Raw genomic sequence first — 23,293 nt, forward strand, 5'->3', positions numbered from 1 at the left:
ACCTGTCAATTGGCAGGCTCCAGCTTTTTTTCTTAACATTTCATGTGCGCAAAAGATCCTCCTGTTTTCGCAGGAGGATCTTTTGCATGGTCAGGTTTTCGTAAAATGGACGTTCTGTCAGGCATGGCTGGCTGTGGCCAGAAGATCATGCGGATTTTTATATTCATAACCGTGTGCGTCAGCCACTGCTTTAAAGGTCACATAACCGTCCAGCGTATTCAGACCCTTCAGCAGGGCTTCATCTTCGAGGCATGCCTTAACGTAACCTTTCGCCGCAATTTTTGCTGCATAAGGGATGGTTACATTTGTCAGTGCCAGAGTCGACGTTCTTGGCACAGCACCCGGCATATTGGCTACTGCGTAATGGATCACATCATGCTTGATATAAGTCGGGTGATCATGTGTGGTACTGTGATCCGATGTTTCAACAATACCTCCCTGGTCAATGGCAACATCCACAATAACAGAGTTCTTTGGCATGGCAGCCACCATTTTTTCTGTAACGAGTTTTGGAGCCTTTGCACCGGGAATCAGAACACAGCCGACAACAAGGTCAGCGTCTTTCACGGCTTCGGCAATGTTATAGGGATTGGACATCACCGTGTTCACAGAGGTACCGAAAATATCATCCAGGTCGCGGAGACGGTCGGCACTGATATCAAGGATGGTGACATCTGCACCAAGTCCAACCGCAATTTTTGCTGCATTTGTCCCAACGATGCCGCCACCGACAATCGTGACTTTGCCGCGTGAAACCCCGGGACGCCGCCGAGGAGAATGCCTTTGCCGGCCCCGTCACTGAATTTTTCCAGATACTGAGCGCCGATCTGGACCGCCATTCTTCCGGCTACTTCGCTCATGGGCTGAAGGAGAGGAAGAACTTTGTCCGCACGCTGGACCGTTTCATAAGCAATAGAAACGACTTTGCTGGCAACAAGTGCTTTTGTCAGAGCTTCTCCGGCGGCAGGAGCAAGGTGCAGATAGGTGAACAGAATTAACCCTTCATGGAAGAAATGGTATTCTTCAGGTTCCGGTTCTTTGACTTTAATAACCATTTCTGAAGACCAGGCTTTTTCCGCCGAAGTGATTTCAGCCCCTGCAGATTTATATTCTTCATCAGAAAAACCTGCACCTGCGCCTGCGCTTGTTTCCACATAAACCGTATGGCCTTCCTGGACCAGATGGAACGTACCTGCCGGTGTGATGGCCACACGACGTTCATTGTTCTTCAGTTCCTTATAGGTATTCCGATAATCACTTTCCATTCCCCCTTCTGATATTCGGACTGGATCCACCGGTCATTACAGCCTGACCGCCTTGTATGAGATCAACTGATCGGTGTATGTTATCCTATAGTTAGAATAGTACAAAGAATTTGGATGGAATGCATCATACATTGTGTCTACTTATTTGACAATGAAATTGACATTTTTGATAAATGGTATGTAAAATGACAATTTTATGATATAAAATATGACATAAAGGGCGGGATCATAAATGGTTGAAGAAATGTCTTTCAGCGTTAAAGATGTTCTGGAACGTCCTTTATTCGGCCGGTCAAAACTGATAGCCGGGAAAGACGGTATTTACCGCGAAGTCCGCTGGGTTCATATCCTGGAGATTACCCATGCGGCGCCCTATGTCAGTAAAAATGACCTGATTTTAACCACAGGATTATGGCTGAAGCGATCGGTTCAATCCGGGCTTGAGTATATGCGTCAGCTTATTGAACATGAGACAGCCGGGCTGTGCATCGAATTCGGAACAACAATTGATGAAATACCTGATGAAGTGATTGACCTTTGCGACGCCTGCCATTTCCCGTTAATCTTGTTCAGGCAGCCTGTCAGATTCGAAGAAATTACTCAGGATATCCACTCTTATCTGATCAACCGGCATTTTGGGCTGATGAAAAATCTTGAAAAGTTCTCTCAGCAGCAGCAGCATTTGATTTTGCAGAGTTCCGATATTCCGGCTATTCTCCGTCTGCTGCAGAGTTACTCAGGAAGACAGATTATTTATCTTTCATCGATCAATACCAATAAGTACTTTCCGGCAGTGGATAAAAGGGAGGCGGAGCAGATTAATGCCTTCTTTCATGATAAAATCTCTTATTCCGGACAACTTCAGGAAACGAAAGTCTGGCAGATGGATGACAGTCACTTCATTCTAATTCAGCCGGTGATTTGTTTTGGCCAGGTTTTTTCATTCGTCGGTATCATCTTTTATCAGCCCAGCCCTTCAGAATATATGACTCTTCTCCTGGATTATACGGTTAAAGCGGTGGCAACAGTCCTCCTCAGAACGCAGTTTCTTGAAGAAAAGATCCTGAGAAATCAAAATGAACTGATACAGGACCTCATCAGCGGGCGGATTGAGAATGAAGATCAGGCACGTATGCGGATGGGTCTCCTGTCCATGGCCGAAGGGAATTATTTATTTATCGGGGGCATCATAGAATTTAAGCATAATGTGCTTGAAGCAGGACCGGAGCGGATGGAAACGATTAATCAGGACATTTCCGTGCTGACCCGTTCGTTACTGAAACGCTACCGGATGCATCATCTGATGATGATGCAAAATAACCAGATTTATATTTTATGTGCCAGGGAGAAAGTAAATGAGCAATCACCGGCTTCTCTCAGAAACGGCATTCAAAGGTTAATTGACGGACTCAGGCGTTTCGCTGATCAGGCACTTGGGGGACTGGTTTTTCATGCCGGTTTCGGTAAAATACTCAGGCGGCTGACTGAGGCAGGCCAATGTTTTAAGGAAGCCTGCCAGGTGATTGAGGTGTCTCAGTCGACAGACAGTATGAAATCCTGCTGTTTTTATGAGGATATGGGTATTTATCAATTGTTAAAGGCGGTGCCTGATTCATTCTTAAGGGCTTTTCTATCCGATCATCTTGGTAAACTGATTACGTATGACCAGACCCACCATCTGGACCTGGTCCATACTCTGTCTGTTTATTTCAGGTACAGGGGATCCAAGGGGGAGACGGCCAGTCAACTGTATATTCACAGACAGACATTGTATAACCGTCTTGATAAGATCAAAGCGATTCTTGGCGAGAATTTCTTTGATCCGGATAAGCGTTACTGTCTGGAGATGGCTCTTTTGAGTTATGAAATGCTGGGTAATGAGAAAACCGATCAAACAGACAGATAAAGAGAAAAGTTCACCGGAATCAGGCTGGCTTCAGACTCAACCTGCCCGGTCTAATCTTTCGGCTTCAGAAATGATTCAATCCAGGAAACGTATTTTTTTCGATCGTAATCCCGGTACATACCGGAAGCAAGTCTGACCGGATCACCGAAAAAGTAACGCTCATACAGCATCTGTCTTCCCGCAAAACTGCTCATCGACAGATCCCAGGCCAGACGAAACAAACGGACTTTATCAAATCCGTTACGATCTGATGCCTGAAGATATCGGGTCAGATCCTCGTTGTTTGAGGATGAGAAATCCCGTTCGGCCGGAATGGAGACGAGTCCGCTTGCTCCAATCAGCTGCACAATCTCTGTCAGCCGGGGATAAATGCGCGGAAAGTAAAGCATGGCCGTCATCAGCGGGGCCCGGTCCGGAGTCATTGTCCCCCATTGATCAGGAGCGGCATGAATTTCAGAAGCACTTAACAGGGCCTTCAGGATCTCAAGGGCGGTGATCACTTCCGTCACTTTTTCCTGTACATGGTGGTATTCTGCAATATGAATGGCATCGACAAGTGATTGAATAACACCAAGAATGAATTCCGTTTTCACAATATTCCGTGAAGTAACCTGATGGACCTGCTGTGGCAGAAAACCACTGTCCGTATAAAGACGGCTTGCAATCTCGACATTTCCATTCAGAAAAACTCTATCCCAGGGGACGGTCACATGATCAAAAATCACAATAGCGTCAGGCTCATCAAATCGAGAACTGAGCGGATGATCGTACGGACTGTTCCCGCCTGAAAATGGCGTGCGACAGATAAATTTCAGACCGGGCGTGTTTGAAGGGATCGAGAACGCGTAGGCACAGGCTTCATCAAAGTGGAATGCGCCTGTCGGAAAGACAAGCAGTTCATCCGTCATGCCGCCCTGCGTCGCGAGAAGCCTTGCGCCGTGAATGATGATTCCTTCGCCGTTTGAGCCAATCACCCGTGCAGCAATCGGTTCCTCACTGCTTTCAAAGTAAACGGATGCCCGGTTAACCTGGGGCTGAATAAAGGTGTGCGTCAGTGAAATATCCTGTTCCATACAATAGTTATAGAAACGACGCATATTATCACTGTATTTCTTTTTACCGAATAATTCGGCGCACGCGGCGAAAGTCATGACGACCGTATTCATATAATCCGGTGAACGCCCCATCATTCCTGCGCTTTCCTTCGCCCAGATCTGGAACGACTTCCTGCGTTTTGCCAGATCTTTCTTTGTCTTTGGTTCCAGATAAGAGGTGCCTGCCCGGTTACTGCTTCCTTCAGGACAAAAAGTCAAGATATTTTTACAGGCTTTTTCAAACTGCATATCATACAGTCTGGCCTGGCTTTTCATGACTCCTGAAAATGCCGGGTGTTCAGAAAGATTACCCAGGACTTTTTCCCCGTTGATCCAGACCTGATTGTGAAGCGCATCAATGCGCCTGATATATGTTTTCCCGTTGATGCAAGTCACTTTTTGCTCCCACCTGTCTTTTTTCACTTTATGGCTTATCGTGTGAGTCCCACTCTGACTCGATCCCAGACCAGAGGCGAGGATCCACCGTGCTTTTCTCCCCATAACAGAGATTATGAATTTGTGTTTTGTCTCAGCACAGAAATTTCCGGACCGGAAGTGTTCATCAATGGGGAATGGGTATACTTATAAGAGAGTCTCACTTTATTTGCCGGAGGATTTTATGCCATTCGTACAGGCTGATGGAATTCGCATTTATTATGAAAAGTATGGTGAGGGACAGCCGATTGTTTTCGTACATCCACCGCTTATGGGGCATGTTGTTTTTCATTACCAGAAAGTACTCGCCTGTGACTATCAGATCATCTTATACGACCTTCGCGGACATGGACGCAGCAGTTATCGCTTTTCAAGAGGGTATGACACCGTTATTTCGGAAAATGTCCGTGATTTACGATTACTGATTACGGCGCTGCATATTTCCGATCCGGTCATTGTCGGATACTCTAATGGAGGACTGATTGCTCTGGCGTATGCCTGTAACTACAGAGATGACGTACGTGCTCTGATTCTGTCCGGCGGGTACCCAACTGTCGATTCGCTGCTTCTTTCCGGGGAATATCAGGCCGGAGTGCTATTGATGATTCTGAAGCAAAAACGTCTATTAAGTCTGCTGCTCGCCTTCAGTCACCAGGTGAAGAAGAGTGATCGGGAGTATTTGTTTCACTATGCAATGAAGGCAGAGTATCAGGCCGTACTGGATTTATATCGAGCGGGCAGATGTTTTAATGCGGTCGATCAGCTTCCGAGTCTTCAATCGTTACCGCTTCTGGTGCTTTATGGAACACGCGACCGCTTCGTCAGCAAGCATAAAAAATATTTTGCATCCCTCAGTTGTGCTGAAATCGTCTATATTGACCATGCCTTTCATCAGTTACCGATGCGTCAGTATGATGTGTTCAATCGGCTGGTTGACCGGTTTATTAAAGATCGGCCGGGTAAGTGAGCTTGTTGATTTACGCCTCCTTGACACGACACTTGCGAAAAGGTATATTTATTTTATCAAACGTACAAAATTAATTGTACGTTAATAAGTCGGGATGGCTGATATGGAGAACATTTATTATATTCAGGATCTGGAGCAGCTTAGAGTATTGAGTGATCCGCTCAGAGTAAAGATCCTCTGGTCTTTCAATGGAAAGGAAAAAACGGGGAAGATGCTGGCAGACGAATTTCAGATGGCCCCATCCAAGATTCGCTATCACCTGACCGAACTTGAACGGGTCGGATTAGTCGAAGTCGTACGGACCGAGCTGAAAAACGGAATACAGCAAAAGTTTTATCTCCCTGTCGCCGAAACATTTTCCCTTGAGAAAATGGCTTCTTTGCTCAATGGAGAGGATGTATCTCAACTGGATGATGCAATAAAAGAGAGTGCATTTCTATCACTTGAGGAACTGCGTCAGAAACTGACTGAAGCGAAGCTCAGAAAGCATGAAATGATTCAGATTCCGTATACAGTCAGGCTGACAAAAGAGGAGAAGAGAGCCGTGGCGGATAAACTGATGGATATCTACCAGTTACTTAAACGGGCCAGTAAACGAAGAACAGATGAACCTGTTGAAGAATGCTATCTGAATCTGACCATGTTTCCTATGGAATAGATGGGAAGGTACAGAATAATTTTTTGCCGTACGTACAAAAATATTTGTACGTACATATATTTTAATGTGAAGGGATGAAAATATGATGGATTTGCTTCTTCATAATAGAGCTTATCTGATGCTCTGGTTATCGACACTGACCACGCGTTTCGGAAACGCGCTGACGCTAACGGTTCTCATGTTTATGATTGGGTCAAGTGCAAAAAGTCCGCTGATGATCAGTCTTGTTCTGCTTGCTCAGATGACCCCGATGATACTTATTGGTCTGTTTGCCGGAACAATTGCCGACCGGCTGCCGAAATTCGCTGTCATGATGGGGAGTGAATATTTTCAGTTACTGACGGTTATTGCGATGACCCTGTTTCTGGATCAGCCACAGGTGCTTCTCCTCCTGATTTTTCTTCAGGGGACAGGTGCTGCATTTTTCAGTCCGGCAAAAACAGCTTTTATCTCTGAAATTGTTGCTAAGGATAAAATACCAGATGCCATCGGGCTGTCTCAGGGAGTTGGCCAGGCAACAGATCTGATCGGACCTCCATTAGCTGGTGTATTGCTGCTTCTGATACCGGGCGGAGATATTCTTATAATCGATGCCGTAACCTTTTTCATTTCAGCGTTTCTGATTTTTGTATCATCACGATTTGCCCAAATTGATGGTATCTCAAATGAAGGCAGAGAGAAGGAAAGTCTCCTTCAATCGATTGCCTGCGGCCTGAAGGAGGTAGCAACATTATCGGAATTACAGTTTCTCATTGTCATTGTTTTTGTGCTGATGCTTGCTGCGGGTGTGTTTAATGCCACGTCTATAGCGATTGAACTTCAGGTTTTTGGCGTCAATGGTTTTGAATATGGCCTGCTTGAGGCTTTTACCGGCTTCGGAGCAATAACCGGATCTCTTGTCGGTCCCCTTCTGATTAAACGGATCCGTCCGGGACAATTTATTGTCAGTTCAGGAGTCGTTCTTGGATTGTGGATGGCTTTGATCTATGGTGTTTCACTGATTTATCCGGTGACAGGTCTTTATGCCTTATCTGTTTGGGTTATCGGCCTGGGCCTGCTCAACTCGTGTCTGAACATTCCCGTCAGCTCTCTTTTTCTCCTGGTGACGCCTCCTGCTTTCAGAGGGCGTGCTGCCGGAATCCTGCAGATGTTTTCCTTCCTGGGCTGTGTGATCGGGATACTGGCAGGAGGCGCTCTGTCCGTACCGCTTGGCGTGATACCCGTGACTATTTTTGCCGGCCTTCTGATGGGAGCTGTTTCATTCGGAATGTGCCTGACAGCGGGATACAAACGACTGATTACCATCCAGGCTGAAAAGAAAAGCGTCACATCGTCACGGGGAATATGATATAATCAGTTTTGTGAAAAAATTTTTTCAGGTTTTGCCGGGTAAACAACGAGGTGTATTATGAGCAAGTACTGGAATGAACGTGTACAGCGTCTGGAACCTTACGTTCCGGGGGAACAGCCAAAAGATAAAAAATATGTAAAACTGAATACTAATGAAAATCCCTATCCACCGTCTCCAAAAGTGGTTCGTGCCATTAAAGAAGCGACCGACGACCGTCTGCGCCTTTATCCTGATCCTGAGGCGGAACAGCTGCGGGCAGCACTTGCTGATCATTATCATTTATCTCCTGCCCATGTGTTTATCGGAAATGGATCGGACGAAGTTCTGGCTTTCAGTTTTATGAGCTTTTTTTCTCCTGAAAAACCGGTGATGTTTGCAGATATTACTTACAGTTTCTATAAAGTATATGCCGATCTTTGCGCCTTGCGTCCTGAGATTATTCCTCTTGATGAGGCGTTCCGGATTCCGGTTCAGGACTTTTGCCGGCCAGGCGGCGGGGTTGTCATTCCGAATCCGAATGCACCGACCGGGCGCGGGATCACGACGGAATCGATTCGGAAAATCCTTGAGGCTGATCCTGACCGTGTCGTGATTATCGATGAGGCTTATGTTAATTTTGGTGGTACTTCCGTTGTGCCTTTAGTTAAAGAGTACCCGAATCTGCTTGTTGTTCAAACCCTTTCCAAGTTCTGCGCACTTGCCGGAATCCGTGTCGGGTTTGCCTTTGGATCCCCTGAATTGATTGACGGACTCAATCGGCTGAAAAATTCGATTAACTCTTATACGATAGACAGGCTGGCGCTCACCGGTGCCCGGGCGGCTGTAGAAGACCTGTCATATTCCCGTCATATGGCTGAACGCGTCATCACTACCCGGGAGCAAGCGGAAAGAAGTTTGCGGGAACTTGGCTTTCAGATCATTCCGTCTGAGTCGAATTTTATTTTTATCACGCATCCGGATTATGAAGCAGAGCAATTGTTTAATAAATTAAAGCAGAAGGGGATACTTGTTCGATACTTCCACCAGCCACGCATTTCGAATTATCTGCGTGTCACAATCGGTACCGATAATGAAATGAATCAATTGATTGCTGCAATGAAGAAGCTTCTGAATCATTAACTGTTTCTTTCATTTTTATAACTTTTTCATAACAACAAGAGGATCGTGTATGATTTGGGAATTAGTGACATTGACGGATAGAACGTCAGTGTCTTATTTTTGTTACAGAAGTATAAATAGATCAGGACGGGCTGTTCCGGTCAGATAGAGGAACAGCCGAATTGTGTTTTCATCCTGATGGATCAATCGGTGATTGAACTATACGGATCTGATGTTCCACCTGGAAACCCGGCAAAGTCCAATCAGATGATGTAAATGACATCAGAGAGGCTTGATAAACAGATGAGGCAATGGAATAAACGGACTGGCCAGCCGAAAAAAAAGGTTATGCAGGACGCCATACATAATGTTTCAAATTCGAAAGACGTGACGAAACATAAAAGAAGATACATGCCCGGACTTGATGGTTTGCGGGCGATTGCTGTATTTGCTGTGATCTTTTATCATTTTGGTTTTCCGTGGGCAAGTGGCGGATTGCTCGGTGTCAGTATTTTTTTCGTGTTATCGGGATATCTGATCACAGATATACTTTTGAATGAATGGGAGAAAAACGGACGGATCAGTTTAAAAACGTTCTGGCTAAGACGGGCCAGAAGACTGCTTCCTGCGCTATTTTTTGTACTGTTTGTTTTATTTATCTGGCTGATTCTTTTTCGTCCGGATCTGATCGCTCACTTCCGGAAGGATGCCGTCGCAGCCATCTTCTATGTCAGCAACTGGTGGTATATATTTTATAATGTATCTTATTTTGACAGCTTTAGTAACCCGTCATTGCTGACTCATTTCTGGTCACTGGCCGTTGAAGAACAATTTTATCTGATCTGGCCATTATTTTTGATTATTGTTTTGAAATTTAAAAAGATCAGGCGTCACCTTTTTGTGATTACCGTCTTCATGGCCCTGTTTTCTGCTGTTTTGATGGCGTTTCTCTATCAGCCGGGTACGGATCCAAGCCGAATTTATTATGGTACGGACACGCGGGCTTTCTCTATACTTATCGGTTCGGCACTGGCTATGGTGTGGTCAGGCAGAAAATTAACCGATTCCGGTCGTAAATGGCCGATCCGCTTTCTTGATCTGGCAGGCGTTCTGGCTTTCATACTGATCCTTATCCTGATGATGACTTCTAATGAATATGACCGTTTTATCTATCAGGGCGGTATGTTCCTTCTCTCTCTGGCGTCTGCTGCTGTTATTGCCGCATGTGCCCATCCGTCTACGTGGCTGGGAAAATTTCTTGGGATGAAACCCCTGCGCTGGATCGGCATTCGATCCTATGGGATGTATCTCTGGCAGTTTCCGATTATCATGCTATCAATGAATAACTTTGATTCAGGTATGCCACGCTTTGCGCGTTTCTTTGTTGAAACGGCCCTGGTGATTATTGTATCAACTTTATCGCTGCAATTAATTGAGAATCCTTTTCGATCCGGTTTGGTCGGCAGATGGTTTCAGAGCCACTTTTTAAAAAAGCCACGTCGTGTACGCCTGCGTACGACAGCTCTGACTCTGTCTCTCCTGTTTCTGTCTTTATCCTGTATAATTGCCTGGTCACAGACGCGTATAACTGCGGCTTCCGGGAACGTGCCTGCCGGAAGCGGGGAGTCGGCGATTTCTGTGCAGAAGCATGTACCGGCAGAGGAACATCAGGAGAAAAGTGAGCAGCCTTATAAAAATGGAGATTCATCAGAATCAAAGGGTCAATCACAAGTCGCCCGCGGTGAAACGCCCCGTTCCAGTGATTCAGGTCATGCTTCTGGTCGCAAATTGGAGGAAGAATCAGGCCAAAGGGTAACAGCCATAGGGGATTCGCTGATGCTTGACATTAAGCCTTATCTGGAAGAACGCTTCAAAAAGATTGAGATACAGGCAAAAGTCGGGCGGCAGTTCACAGAAGCAAAATCGATTGTCCAATCATTAAATAGTCAGAAAAAAACGGGTCAGGTCGTGATTATAGAATTGGGAACGAATGGTCCGGTCACCATGAATCAAATGCATGATTTAATGGAAACCATTGACCCCAAAACCCGGGTTATTCTGACAACCACCCGTGTACCCAGACCGTGGGAGGGTGAGGTCAACCAGACCATGCGTAAGAGTGCCGGGGTTTTTGATAACGTCCGGCTGGCCGACTGGTACAAAGAAAGCGCCGGCCATCCTGAGTATTTCGCACCGGATACCATTCATTTGAACGAGACTGGATCAGCAGTGTATGCCAATATGCTGTTACGGACGGTTAAATCCAGTCAGCGTTAAAAGAGGTAATCCCTGAAAAAGCAGATATCCCGCCAGAAGTCCGTAAATGATGCCACAAAAAACAGAGACACGCGATTCTTGAGAAGGAAATACTCTGCAAACATGCAATCATCCAATTAAAACGCCGATAAATTAAGGGTTCTTTATATCAGAAGATTATCTGCCTGTTATTCTGCAGTAGTTTTAAACTTGGAAATTCTCATTGAGATGGCGTCCGGGTTTCTGCGGGAAAATACTGATATCACATGCAGGGTGAGTGCATCATTGAAGGGACTCTGAATCAGAAGTGATCAGGGCGAACAAAGATTTTGACAAGTCTTTTGTTACAGCGTTATCGTTAAAAAGACATGAAGTGTTCATATTTTACAGATAGCAGGTGGTTTTTTGGTTTCGCAAGTGGCAGACCACGCACAGGTGATCCGGCAGCCAGGAAATGACGACAGTCGGCTTGTCAGTCTGACGAGAAAAATACAATCGGCAGATCCGATCGCCTTTTACCAGTCGGGTGAAGGGATGTTCCAGGGGAAGCGCTTTTACTGGGAGAATCCTTCCGGACAACTGATCATGGCAGGATTAGGATTTGTGGAAAACATACATATAACCGGTGAAGCGCAGAGATTTCAGAGGATAAGAGATAACTGGTCCGATATTGTCTCAGGGGTGAACAGGATCGGAGTGACAGGAATTGAAGCGACCGGGCCGGTTCTGTTTGGCGGATTTTCTTTTGAAAGCGAAGACAACGGGATGAATTTATGGCAGGCGTTTGGAAACGGTTGCTTCTATTTGCCCGAATTTTTACTTACTGTCGTTGAGGGATGTTCATATCTTACACTAAACGTCTGTTGCCCGAAATCCAGTTCTCCGGACGCTGTGCTTACAGAAAAGGAACGTCTGGCGGCTGATCTTCTCAGGAAAAAGGCGAGCAATTCACCTTCTTCCGGGCCGTTCTATCCGGATCACATCGAGAAACAGGATATGGCCGTCTGGTCATTCATGGTCAATAAGGCGCTGCAGAATATAATGACCGGCTCTATTGATAAAGTTGTTCTGGCAAGAACCGTTCAACTGCATTATGATCAAAAGCCGAAATCAGAACGGGTATTGAACAGGCTTAGAAAAGAGCAGTGCGGGAACTATATTTTCTGTCAGGAATCCGGCCAGGATTATTTTATCGGAGCAACGCCTGAACGCCTGATACGGAAGAAGGGGGATAAGCTGTATTCTACCTGTCTGGCCGGTTCTGCTGCACGCGGGAAAAATGCGGAAGAAGACAGGGAACTTGGGAGAAAACTTCTCCATGATCAGAAAAACAGGAAGGAGCATCAGTATGTCGTCTCGATGATCAGAGAGGTATTTCAGAATCTGTGCAGCAGCGTTGCTATTCCGGAAAAACCGATTTTGCTGAAGAACCGGGATGTTCAGCATCTGTACACCCCGGCATGTGGGAGATGCAGAAGAGACGTCTCCCTCTTTGACCTTGTCTCCCGTCTTCATCCTACCCCGGCATTGGGCGGTTTACCGAGAACGGCAGCTGTTCAGTGGATCCGGGAAAATGAAACGGAGAGGAGAGGGCTGTACGGATCGCCAATAGGCTGGTGTGACGCAGAAGGTAACGGGGAGTTTGCTGTAGGTATCCGCTCCGGGCTGGTCAAACCGAAGAAGGCGATCCTTTATGCCGGATGCGGGATCGTGAAAGACTCGGTACCTGAAACGGAATACCGGGAGACACAGATGAAATTCAGACCTATGATGAGTGGACTGGGGGTGTCTTCTTTTGGAACATGCTAAAATCATGACCGCCTATCTCCGGTCGGTTATTCATTCCTGTATAAAAAATGGGATAAGCGACGTGGTGATCAGTCCGGGTTCCCGCTCTACACCGCTTGCTCTGCTATTTGCTGAATACCGGGAGATCCACATGTACCTTGATATAGACGAACGTTCTGCGGCTTTTCTTGCCCTTGGTATGGCAAAAGCCAGGCGAAGGCCTGTCGCTCTGTTGTGTACATCGGGAACGGCCACGGCAAATTATTATCCGGCCATCATTGAAGCTTATTATGCAAGGGTTCCGCTCGTTGTCCTGACGGCCGACAGACCACATGAACTGCAGGACGCCGGAGCACCTCAGACCATTGACCAGGTGAACATGTATGGCAGCCATGTCAAGCGATTTGATGAGATTGAAATCCCTGAACAGGATCTGAGTCTGCTGGATCATACGCGAAGACTCTGTACCCGTGCCATAGCAACAGCCATGAGGCGTCCGCGCGGTCCGGTACATTTGAATGTACCGCTGCGTCAGCCGCTGCTTCCCGCCAGGGGATCACTGAAGGATTTTCAGGCGGAAGACAGAACCGTACACGTGAGTCCCGGAGAACCCGTACTGCCGGAGCATGAGCTTAACGATTACGTACAGCTGATCGGGCGTGCAAAACGTGGGGTTATCATCTGCGGCGAGGTGGAGTCGACGGGGTTCAGAAAGGCCATTTCTTCGTTCTCCGAAAGACTGGGCTTTCCGATTCTTGCGGATCCGCTTTCTCAACTGCGCTGCGGGGCGCCTCTTGTGCGGCACGTTGTGGACTGCTACGATACTTTTTTACGTGATGAAAAGGCAGCATCTGCCCTCTGTCCGGATCTGATCATTCGGTTCGGAGCCGTACCTGTTTCAAAGGGGCTGAAACTTTGGCTGAAACGACAGGAAGCAGCCTGTCTGGTGATCGACAGCGGGCAGCGCTGGCGTGATCCCGATCAACTTGCTACTCATATGATTTATTGCGATGAAACATGGTTCTGCAGTGCACTCAGTAATCGCCTTGACGGAAAAGAAGATACAAACTGGCTGAAGCACTGGGAAGCGATAAATGAGACTGCGAAATTCGTTAACTCGGAATATATGCAGGATGATTCACTGACTGAGATGAATGTATTTGCCAGACTACTTAACAGGCTGGTTCCATCGGGGGCCTCTCTTTTTTCCGGAAACAGTATGCCCATTCGTGAGCTCGATACATTCCTGTTTACGAGTGATCGCGATGTCCGGTTATTTGCCAACCGCGGGGCAAACGGGATTGACGGCGTTGTGTCTACAGCTGTCGGTGTCAGCCTGGTCTTGAAGCGCACCGTACTTTTGATCGGTGATTTGAGCTTTTTTCATGATATGAACGGTCTTCTTGCAGCGAAACAGAACAAAGCCGACCTGACGATTATTCTGATCAATAATGATGGAGGCGGAATCTTTTCATTTCTTCCGCAGGCGACACGTCCGGAGTACTTTGAACGCCTGTTCGGTACGCCGCATGGAATGGACTTTGCCCATGCCGCCCATCTTTATGGTGCGCATTATAAAAAAGCCTCGGATATGCCGACTTTTGAAAAGGCTTTTGCTGATTCGATGACACGTAAGGGTGTAACGATTATCGAGGTACCGGCAGACCGCTCTGAAAACGTCCGTGATCATCAGCGGATGCATGCACGTGTACATGATCGTCTTGCTCAATTAAGGTGGGATTAAATCTGTGAAATGGATCATTCGAGATGTTGTTTATCATATTGAAGATACCGGGAAGGGTTCACCTGTTGTTCTCCTCCATGGTTTTACGGGAAGTCTTCATGCCTGGGACTTTCTTATCCCCCGCTTATCAGACCACTTTCGCTTGATACGGGTTGATATTATCGGACATGGTACGACAGAAGCGCCGGATCAGCCTGCCAGGTATGCCATGGATGAGGTCTCAGAAGATCTTGATGCAATCATGAATCACCTGAAGATCAGCCAGGCTGTTGTGCTGGGATACTCCATGGGTGGAAGGCTTGCCCTCAGTTTTGCGGCACGTCATCCGGAACGCGTTCATGCACTGATTCTTGAAAGTGCGTCTCCCGGGCTGCGTACGGAGCAGGAAAGGGTGAGCAGGAGGGCACATGATAACCGGCTGGCAGCTGCACTGGAGCAACAAGGGATTCGCCGGTTTGTTGATCAATGGGAGATCATCCCGCTTTTCAGGAGCCAGGAAAATTTGCCTGATGAGGTCAGGAAAAAAGTCAGGCGCAGACGTCTGGCTAACCGGGAAAAAGGACTGGCGAACAGCCTGAGAGGGATGGGAACCGGCCAACAGCCATCCTGGTGGGACGACCTGCCCCATGCAGAGATGCCTGTACTTCTGATCACGGGACGTCTGGATGAAAAATTCTGCAGGATAGCCCGCAAAATGGACCAGCTCCTGCCCCATTCTGAATGGATTCCTGTGACAGGAGCCGGGCATAATGTGCATCTGGAAAAGCGTTGTGCCTACATCGATATCGTCCGGCATTTTCTGATTTGGACAGAAGAGGGCAGTGAGAGGCAATAATGAATCTGTCAAGCGTGACATTGCATTTAATCGAGTCGCCATTGAACACGCCGTTTATCACCCATCTCGAGAAGGTTGGCAAACGACAGGCCATTATCATTGAAATCCGTGATTCTGACGGGGCAGTCGGATGGGGTGAAGCTGATCCGTTTACCAGTCCCTGGTATACAGAAGAAACAATAACCACGTGCTGGCACGCGCTGAAGGATTTTCTGATTCCGCTTATTCTAAAGCATAGACTAACAACGCCAATAGAGGCGGAAAGACTCTCAAAGCGAGTCCGTGGTAATCAGATGGCAAGGTCCGGACTGAGCCAGGCACTGTGGGATCTTTATGCCAGGGAAAAAGAGGTTTCGATCAGTCACTTGTTTGGTGCGACGCGAAAAAGGGTAGAAGCCGGAGCGGTAATCGCTGAGGCAGATCCATCTAGAGCCGCCCGACAGATTGAGCGCCTTTCCGCAGCGGGTTATAAACGCTACAAAATAAAAATCTCTCGTGAAAATGATCTGCAGATGCTTGTTGCTCTGCGACACCATTTTCCAAAGGCTGAACTGATGGCAGACGCTAACTCTGCCTATTCCCTGAAAGATCTTGATCATCTGAAAAAAATGGATGAATTCCATCTGCAAATGATTGAGCAGCCTTTCGCCTGGCGCGATCTGGTAGATCATGCCAGGCTGCAGCAAGAAATAAAAACCCCGATTTGTCTGGATGAAAGTATTGACAGTTTCGCTGCCTGCAGGGCGGCCCTTGCCCTGAACAGTTGCCGGGTCGTCAATATTAAAATGGCCCGTGTCGGCGGCTGGTCGGAAGCCGTAAAGATCCATGACCTGTGCAGGCAGCATGGCGTTCCGGTCTGGTGCGGCGGGATGATTGAATTTGGAATAGGAAGGGCTCACAGCGTGGCGCTCGCTTCGCTTCCAGGTTTTACGCTGCCGGGGGATCTTTTTTCCTCATCACGATACTGGAAACAGGATATCATTGAACCAGAAATACAGGTGAAAAACGGTTATATATCTGTTTCAGACAAACCAGGGACAGGGGTAGATATGAACGATGAAGTGCTGCGTAAACTGACGCTGAAACAGTTGATCATAAAGAAGGATGCAATCTGAACGTATGATACATACCCTTTTAAAAATGGAAAAAATCGAATGTATTTTATGACAGGAGCGCCGGGATGAAGTAAGATAATAGTGAAAACCATACTCAGGAGAAGGGGATTACATGAACTCAGATAAACATGTGCATGAATCAGAAAGTCTGTCTGATCTGAAGAAAGCAGTTCATAATCTGAGCGAAAAAGACAGGAAGAAATTGATGGACAGTGACCCCGAGGAGATTGCCGAAAGATGGGAAAAAATGTATGAAGTGCCGATTAAGCAAAGTCGGTTTTTAATGAACGATCTGTTCTTTAAACGTTCACACAAAAAGGATTAACCTGGAAGGGACTTATTTCCGGGGAAGGATCCTGACTGCCGTCTGGAAACAAAAGACCGCCGACAAAGTATCGACGGTTTTATTTTTGCAGCTTAAGTCATTTCTGTCTGATTGAAGTTTTGAATAATCGCTGTTCTTCCATTGCTTCAGAATGTTGGTGTATCCCGCTTAATCCCTCATTAACGGGCAGTAAGATCCCTGCTGATTGTATTTTTCATCCCCATCTTGTCGGAGGACGCCGCATATGGGTTTTTCTTAAGGAAGGTGCTCTATGACTGATCGTTTCAATTCGAAATATAACTGGCCATTATTAAACCATGATTTAGTAAAGCCCAAAATACTGATCGTAAAGATAAGCTCCTTATACGTGACAGTTTTTTGAATCAAATTAAGAATAATGAATTGTCTTATACCAAACGGAACAAACTATATCACAGTATTATGAAATCTGTTGTTTGGGCGAGAAAACTGAGGAAGAATTCACTATCAAATTTAATTTGCAGAGGAGTAATCCATATGCCACATCAGCACAAATACACTAATGAACTAATCCATTCAAAGTCACCATATTTACTTCAACATGCGCATAATCCAGTCAATTGGATGGAGTGGTCACATAGGGCATTTAGAAAAGCAAAAAAGGAAAATAAGCCAATATTGGTCAGTATAGGCTATTCGTAGGGTGTGCCAAATCGACTTGTCACTGGTGTCATGTTATGGCAGCTGAATCCTTTGAAGATGAGGAAACTGCCGATCTTTTGAACAATAATTATATCTCAGTCAAAGTTGATCGGGAAGAGAGACCGGATATTGATGCAGTTTATATGAAAGTGTGCCAGGCATTGACTGGTCAGGGAGGCTGGCCGCTGAATGTTTTTCTGACGCCTGATCAAAAACCGTTTTACGCCGGTACCTATTTCCCGAAGAAGAGCGCTTATGGTCGCCCGGGCTTTAAAGATGTGTTACTCTCACTCAAAGAACAATACAACAGGAATCATGAGAAAATGGCAGAAATGGGTACGGAAATTGTCACTGCTCTGTCTCAGAGAACAAAAAGTCAGTCCACGTTGCAGGAAGAGACAATTCATCAGGCCTTTCAAAACCTGTCACAAAGCTTCGACAAGGTCTGTGGCGGATTCGGGAGAGCACCAAAATTTCCTGCACCACATCAGCTGATGTTTCTATTACGCTATGCGAAATGGACGGGGAACAGTCATGCAACAGAGATGGTGAAGAAGACGCTTGACGGGATGGCTGAGGGCGGAATTCATGATCATATAGGTGGGGGCTTTGCCCGTTATTCAACGGATGAACAATGGTTGATTCCACATTTCGAGAAAATGCTTTATGATCAGGCGATGCTGGCCCTTGCCTATACAGAAGCTTATCAGGTCACGAAGGACGAGGCTTATAAACAAACCATTGAAGATATTTTTTCATATTGTGAACGCGAGCTGCTTAGCACTGAAGGTGGGTTTTTCTGCGCTGAAGATGCAGATTCTGAAGGAGAGGAAGGAAAATACTATCTCTGGAGTAAGACAGAAATTCTTTCACTCCTTGGGAAACAGGAGGGGGAGGCATTCTGTGAGGCATACCGAATCACATCGGCAGGTAATTTTGCGGGCAGAAATATTCCGAACAGGATCGGGGTTAATCGGACACGAACAGGTCAAAATCCGGATGTGTTGTCAGAGCAATTTAAGCATGCAAAGGAAATTTTGCTGAAAGCGAGGAACCAGCGGGTTCATCCAGGTAAGGATGATAAAATGCTGACTTCATGGAATGCATTGATGATCGTGGCCCTGGCATATGCCGGAAAGACATTACATAAAAAACATTATGTCAACATGGCGGAAACCGTGTACCGTTTTATCAAAATAAAACTGATGAACGAAGGTAAACTCTTTGCCAGATTTCGCGAGGGCGAAGCCAAATTTTCTGCCTATCTGGATGATTATGCTTTTTTAGCTCTTTCGTGTGAGGCACTATATGAAGCTACTTTCCATGCCGGTTACTTGTCTGACATGAAAGAGCTCGCAGATCAGATGATCCGTCTGTTTTTTGATCACGCGGGGAGAGCTTTCAGGATGGCTTCAACCGAAGCTGAACAGCTGGTGCTTCAGCCGGAGGAAGCCGTAGACAGTGCCATTCCTTCAGGGAACAGTGCAGCCGTATGGGTGCTGCTCAAACTTGCAGAACGTACGGGGTCAGATCATTATGAAAAGTTAGCACAACAGGTTTTTACCTCGTTCTCAGACGAAATATCCACTTACCCGGCCGGTTATACGTCTATGCTGTCTGCTTTGATCTATCAGGTGTCAGGTCCGAAAGAACTGATTGTCCTGCAGGGGAACAAAGGTGAAGACACCAGAAAGGCATTGGACCGTCTTTTCGAATCCTTTCTTCCCGAATTGACTGTATTTTCAGGGGATCTTCAGCAGCTCACTGACTTTAATCATAATCTGGATATTTATTCAACCATAAGCGACAGGACGACTTATTTCTACTGTGAACAGTTTGCCTGCCATTTGCCGGTCACCAAATTGAGCGACCTGCTCGCTCAGTTACATGTATGACTCAAACGATCAGATATGATACCATTAAGTCATTGAGTAAATGGCAATGGAGGCATATAGATGGAATTTAAAACAGTACTGTTTGATTTTGATGGGACACTGGCAAATACACTGCCTTTGACCATTTATGGCATGCAGGAAGTTTTCAGAAAATATGACGGGCGGACCGTTGGTGATGACGGAATCGTCGCGATGTTCGGACCACCGGAAGAAGGAATGATCCGAAATAATTTTCAGCATCAGGAAAATGTGCATGACGCAATTGATTTGTACTACCGGATATATGAAAAAGAACATGACCGCCTCGCAGGCGAAAATCCGAATATTGTTCGGCTCCTTCATGAATTACACAGGCAGGACATTCAGACAGGCGTCATTACCGGTAAAAGCAGGCGTACCTTTCAGATTTCCGAAAAAGCACTCGGATTTAAGGGCTTGTTTCAGAGTGTTGTCACAGGTGATGATGTTGACATTCCGAAGCCGGATCCGACCGGGGTCAGAAAGACATTGGAAAAATTTGATGCAAATCCTGAGTCTTCAATATATATTGGTGACAGTAATACGGATATAATGGCCGGTAAGTCGGCCGGAATCCATACAGCGGCAGTACAATGGCTGCCGGTATCCCAGTCGCATGAGTTTCCTGCCGGTCCGGATTTTATCTGGAAGAAAGTTGATGACTTTTTAAACCTTCTGGATAAGAATCGGTCAAAAGCCTGATGGATCATGATCATACTGTCGGTTGATCCGGGTCAAAATGTCTGAAGTCAGCTTGTATATAACGGTCAACACAGTCCATTTGAATCGCCGGACGATCATTGACGAGCAGGGTGGGTACGCCCTTCTTTTTCGCATAGTAAGGGATCATGTTAGCGGGAGCGACGCCGAGTGAAGTACCGAGAATAAGCAGTCGGTCTGCATGATTCAACGCAGCTTCAGCCTCGTTAAAACCGTAGACAGCTTCACCAAACAACACGATATCCGGTTTCAGAATGTGTCCGCAGGTTCCACCCTTTTCATTCCGGGCGGAGCAATGTGGCACTTTTTGATTGCGAATATTTCCTGTTGCGTAGACCGTACCGCAGGACGGGCAGACGGTCTGTGTGAATGAGCCATGGATTTCTATAACATGACTGCTTCCTGCCCTGACATGAAGGCCGTCAATATTCTGTGTAATGACTGTAACGTTGTGTTTATCCTCGAGCTTTTGAATCCATCTGTGCACATTATTCGGGTTCGACGTCAGCAAAAGATCGGCATCGAAAAGGTTCCAGTAGAAATTCCAGAATTTTTCAGGCTGATGCAGGTAATAGTTCATGGTAAGAAAACGCTCAACATCGTTATTCTGATAAAGTCCGTCAGGTCCACGGAAGGGGGGAATCCCTGAAGGCACGCTGACACCGGCACCGGTCAGAACCACAATATTCCTGTCTTTTTCAAGAAGTTGATTTATAGATTTCATTTCAGTCACCTTTTTTCTTCTTCTCAGTTAATTATATATCATACGAGTGCGGGATGGCGGTTTTTTATGGCGAACACCTATTCGATATGGTATAATACAGAGCAAGAGAGTCTGAGGCGGACAAATTCTGATAAATATTGTTTTCAGAGGTGATCAGAATGGATGTGCGGCAGTCCATAGCCGATCTGGCAAATGCACTGAAAAAAGATCCAAATGTTGTGCACTGGCATACCGTTCCCGGAAGAGCAGCCATTTCGTGCCCGTTTCCGGAACACATGGACTGGAGACTGCGCCGGGCGCTTGTTGAACGTGGGATCACTTCACTTTATACGCATCAGGCAGAAGCATTTGAGACGGTGCTCAGCGGCAAGGACGTGGTGCTGGTCACACCGACAGCTTCAGGTAAAACACTTTGTTATAATCTGCCGGTTCTTCAATCGGTACTTGATGATCCATCCAGCCGGGCACTGTATTTTTTCCCGACTAAAGCGCTCGCTCAGGATCAGAAAAACGAGATGGAAAAACTGATAAATGAAATTGGCGAACCCGTCAAGAGTTATACATACGACGGAGATACCGCCGGGGTGTCCGGCAGAAGATCCGCCGTGCCGGACAAATTGTGATGACGAATCCGGATATGCTTCACTCCTCGATCCTTCCTCATCACACGAAATGGTTTTCGCTTTTCGAAAATCTGAAATATGTTGTTATTGATGAATTGCATGTTTACCGGGGCGTTTTCGGAAGCCATGTTGCGAATGTTATCCGACGTCTGGAACGAATCTGCCGTTTTTACGGGAGTCATCCGCAGTTCATCTGTACATCGGCGACCATTGCCAATCCACGGGAACATGCGCAGGCACTGACAGGGCGAAAAATGGTTCTGATTGATAAAAATGGAGCTCCGTCAGTTAGAAAACACTTTCTTTTTTACAATCCGCCTGTCGTAAATAAACAACTGAATATTCGCGAAGATGAAATGATGGCCGTTAAGCAGCTCGACAGCCGTTTTCTGAAGAACGAATTACAGACGATCATTTTTGCACCAAGCAGACTGAAAGTGGAACTGCTTGCCAGCCATCTTCAGGAGATAAACAGCGGCCGAAATCAGCGCGCCAGAATCTGTGCTTACAGAGGCGGCTATCTGCCTCTGGAAAGACGGCGGATTGAAAAGGGACTCAGAGACGGAGACATCATGGGTGTGGTCAGTACGAATGCGCTTGAGCTTGGCGTTGATATCGGGCAGCTTCAGGTTTGTATCATGACAGGCTATCCGGGCAATATGGCAAGTGTTCTGCAGCAGGCGGGCAGAGCAGGACGACGTACTGATGATGCCATCATCATCATGGTTGCCTCATCTAATCCGCTGGATCAGTATATGGTTAATCATCCGGATGATTTTTTTGCCAGAAAACCGGAGGATGTCCGTATTAATCCGGACAACCTGATGATTCTTGCTGATCATATCAAATGTTCCGCATACGAACTCCCCTTTAAGAAGGGTGAACGATTTGGCGATCAGCCGGCAGATGAATTATGCACATTTCTGGCAGATGAAGATGTCCTCCATTATCAGTCGGGAAAATGGTACTGGATGAATGATGCTTTTCCTGCAACGGAAATCAGTCTCAGATCCGCTGTGCAGGATTCTTTTGCGATTGTCGATATCACCGACAGAGGGCATGCTAAAGTGATCGGTGAAATGGATCGATTCGGCGCTATGACCATGCTTTACGAAGATGCGATATATATCCATCAGGGCATGCAGTATCATGTGGATCAGCTGGATCTTGAGGAACGGAAGGCATATATCAGACGTGTTCATGTCAATTATTATACCGATTCAGACCTGGCGGTGCAGCTGGATGTACTCGATACGGATGAAAACGGGCAGGTTCCCGTATGCGGAGCTGAAAAACATTACGGAGATGTATCGGTCCGCGCTTTACCGACGGTATTCAAGAAGATTCGCTTTGAGACGATGGAAAATATCGGCTGGGGGCATATTCATCTTCCGGAGATGGAAATGCATACCTCCGCGGTCTGGATCAGTTTTCCTGAGATCTGGATTGACCGGTTTGGAAAAGATGTTTTTCAGGGGGTTCTTGTAGGCCTGAGCCATCTGCTTCGCCATGCGGCTCCTCTTTATGTCATGTGCGACCAGGCTGACCTGTCGGTTGTTCCAAAAATTAAAGCACCCCAAACAGGGAGCCCTGTGATTTTTATATATGATAAATATCCGGGTGGAATCGGCCTGAGCAGAAAGCTGTATGAGGCAATGCCTGAGCTTCTGGAAAAAGCCAGAGAGATGACTGCAACATGTCACTGCCAGACCGGCTGTCCGTCATGCATCGGGCTGGTCAGTGAAGGAAAAGCAGTTAAAAGTGCCTTACTTCGACTTTTGGGGGACCGATAAAC

At 46.5% G+C, this 23,293-nt stretch carries 16 protein-coding genes and 2 pseudogenes; 15 read left to right on the top strand and 3 right to left on the bottom strand.

The window, feature by feature from the left end; genetic code table 11:
• Window positions 1-117 precede the first annotated feature (117 nt).
• Window positions 118-1,265, bottom strand: a pseudogene (gene ald, locus ABNN70_RS10760) (alanine dehydrogenase).
• Window positions 1,266-1,497: 232 nt separating this feature from the next.
• Here ald and ABNN70_RS10765 point away from each other — a divergent pair.
• The gene (locus ABNN70_RS10765) at window positions 1,498-3,171 is read left to right on the top strand and encodes a PucR family transcriptional regulator ligand-binding domain-containing protein (RefSeq protein WP_353947777.1); all 1,674 of its coding nucleotides are present in this window, start codon (window positions 1,498-1,500) and stop codon (window positions 3,169-3,171) included.
• A gap of 50 nt (window positions 3,172-3,221) precedes the next feature.
• Here ABNN70_RS10765 and hpaB read toward each other — a convergent pair whose 3' ends face one another.
• Entirely contained in the window at window positions 3,222-4,661 is a 1,440-nt protein-coding gene (gene hpaB, locus ABNN70_RS10770; RefSeq protein WP_353947778.1) for a 4-hydroxyphenylacetate 3-monooxygenase, oxygenase component, read from the bottom strand.
• Window positions 4,662-4,884: 223 nt separating this feature from the next.
• Between hpaB and ABNN70_RS10775 the strand changes: the two genes are divergently transcribed.
• From ABNN70_RS10775 to ABNN70_RS10835, 13 genes are all read left to right on the top strand, one after another.
• The gene (locus ABNN70_RS10775) at window positions 4,885-5,667 is read left to right on the top strand and encodes an alpha/beta hydrolase (protein WP_165364281.1); all 783 of its coding nucleotides are present in this window, start codon (window positions 4,885-4,887) and stop codon (window positions 5,665-5,667) included.
• Window positions 5,668-5,770: 103 nt separating this feature from the next.
• Window positions 5,771-6,325: a helix-turn-helix domain-containing protein gene (locus tag ABNN70_RS10780; protein ID WP_129929529.1), complete on the top strand. Its 555-nt coding sequence runs from the start codon at window positions 5,771-5,773 to the stop codon at window positions 6,323-6,325.
• 85 nt (window positions 6,326-6,410) lie between these two features.
• Window positions 6,411-7,673, top strand: a complete 1,263-nt coding sequence (locus tag ABNN70_RS10785) for an MFS transporter (RefSeq protein WP_353947779.1) — start codon at window positions 6,411-6,413, stop codon at window positions 7,671-7,673.
• Between the two features lie 60 nt (window positions 7,674-7,733).
• The gene (gene hisC / locus ABNN70_RS10790) at window positions 7,734-8,795 is read left to right on the top strand and encodes a histidinol-phosphate transaminase (protein ID WP_353947780.1); all 1,062 of its coding nucleotides are present in this window, start codon (window positions 7,734-7,736) and stop codon (window positions 8,793-8,795) included.
• A gap of 282 nt (window positions 8,796-9,077) precedes the next feature.
• Window positions 9,078-11,051, top strand: a complete 1,974-nt coding sequence (locus ABNN70_RS10795; RefSeq protein WP_353947781.1) for an acyltransferase family protein — start codon at window positions 9,078-9,080, stop codon at window positions 11,049-11,051.
• Between the two features lie 384 nt (window positions 11,052-11,435).
• Window positions 11,436-12,839: an isochorismate synthase gene (locus tag ABNN70_RS10800; RefSeq protein WP_353947782.1), complete on the top strand. Its 1,404-nt coding sequence runs from the start codon at window positions 11,436-11,438 to the stop codon at window positions 12,837-12,839.
• A complete protein-coding gene (gene menD, locus ABNN70_RS10805; RefSeq protein ID WP_353947783.1) occupies window positions 12,826-14,562 on the top strand; it encodes a 2-succinyl-5-enolpyruvyl-6-hydroxy-3-cyclohexene-1-carboxylic-acid synthase in 1,737 nt (578 codons plus the stop codon). The genes ABNN70_RS10800 and menD overlap by 14 nt, the downstream gene beginning before the upstream one ends.
• Window positions 14,563-14,566: 4 nt before the next feature.
• Window positions 14,567-15,397 (top strand): 2-succinyl-6-hydroxy-2,4-cyclohexadiene-1-carboxylate synthase, encoded by an 831-nt coding sequence (gene menH, locus ABNN70_RS10810; RefSeq protein WP_353947784.1) that lies wholly within the window; start codon window positions 14,567-14,569, stop codon window positions 15,395-15,397.
• Entirely contained in the window at window positions 15,397-16,512 is a 1,116-nt protein-coding gene (menC, locus tag ABNN70_RS10815; RefSeq protein WP_353947785.1) for an o-succinylbenzoate synthase, read from the top strand. The genes menH and menC overlap by 1 nt, the downstream gene beginning before the upstream one ends.
• Before the next feature lie 112 nt (window positions 16,513-16,624).
• Entirely contained in the window at window positions 16,625-16,837 is a 213-nt protein-coding gene (locus ABNN70_RS10820; RefSeq protein WP_240697269.1) for a hypothetical protein, read from the top strand.
• 516 nt (window positions 16,838-17,353) lie between these two features.
• Window positions 17,354-17,518 (top strand): DUF255 domain-containing protein, encoded by a 165-nt coding sequence (locus ABNN70_RS10825; RefSeq protein WP_206184287.1) that lies wholly within the window; start codon window positions 17,354-17,356, stop codon window positions 17,516-17,518.
• A gap of 35 nt (window positions 17,519-17,553) precedes the next feature.
• Complete coding sequence (locus tag ABNN70_RS10830; protein WP_353947786.1) at window positions 17,554-19,413, top strand: thioredoxin domain-containing protein; 1,860 nt, start codon at window positions 17,554-17,556, stop codon at window positions 19,411-19,413.
• Between the two features lie 60 nt (window positions 19,414-19,473).
• Window positions 19,474-20,133, top strand: a complete 660-nt coding sequence (locus ABNN70_RS10835) for an HAD family hydrolase (RefSeq protein WP_353947787.1) — start codon at window positions 19,474-19,476, stop codon at window positions 20,131-20,133.
• A gap of 10 nt (window positions 20,134-20,143) precedes the next feature.
• Here ABNN70_RS10835 and ABNN70_RS10840 read toward each other — a convergent pair whose 3' ends face one another.
• Window positions 20,144-20,875: a Sir2 family NAD-dependent protein deacetylase gene (locus tag ABNN70_RS10840; RefSeq protein WP_353947788.1), complete on the bottom strand. Its 732-nt coding sequence runs from the start codon at window positions 20,873-20,875 to the stop codon at window positions 20,144-20,146.
• A gap of 158 nt (window positions 20,876-21,033) precedes the next feature.
• On the opposite strand from ABNN70_RS10840, the pseudogene ABNN70_RS10845 reads away from it, so the two are divergent.
• A pseudogene (locus ABNN70_RS10845) lies at window positions 21,034-23,291 on the top strand (DEAD/DEAH box helicase).
• The last annotated feature ends 2 nt before the right edge of the window (window positions 23,292-23,293 follow it).

The sequence above is a fragment of the Sporolactobacillus sp. Y61 genome (genome assembly GCF_040529185.1).
Taxonomy (GTDB): Bacteria; Bacillota; Bacilli; order Bacillales; family Sporolactobacillaceae; genus Sporolactobacillus.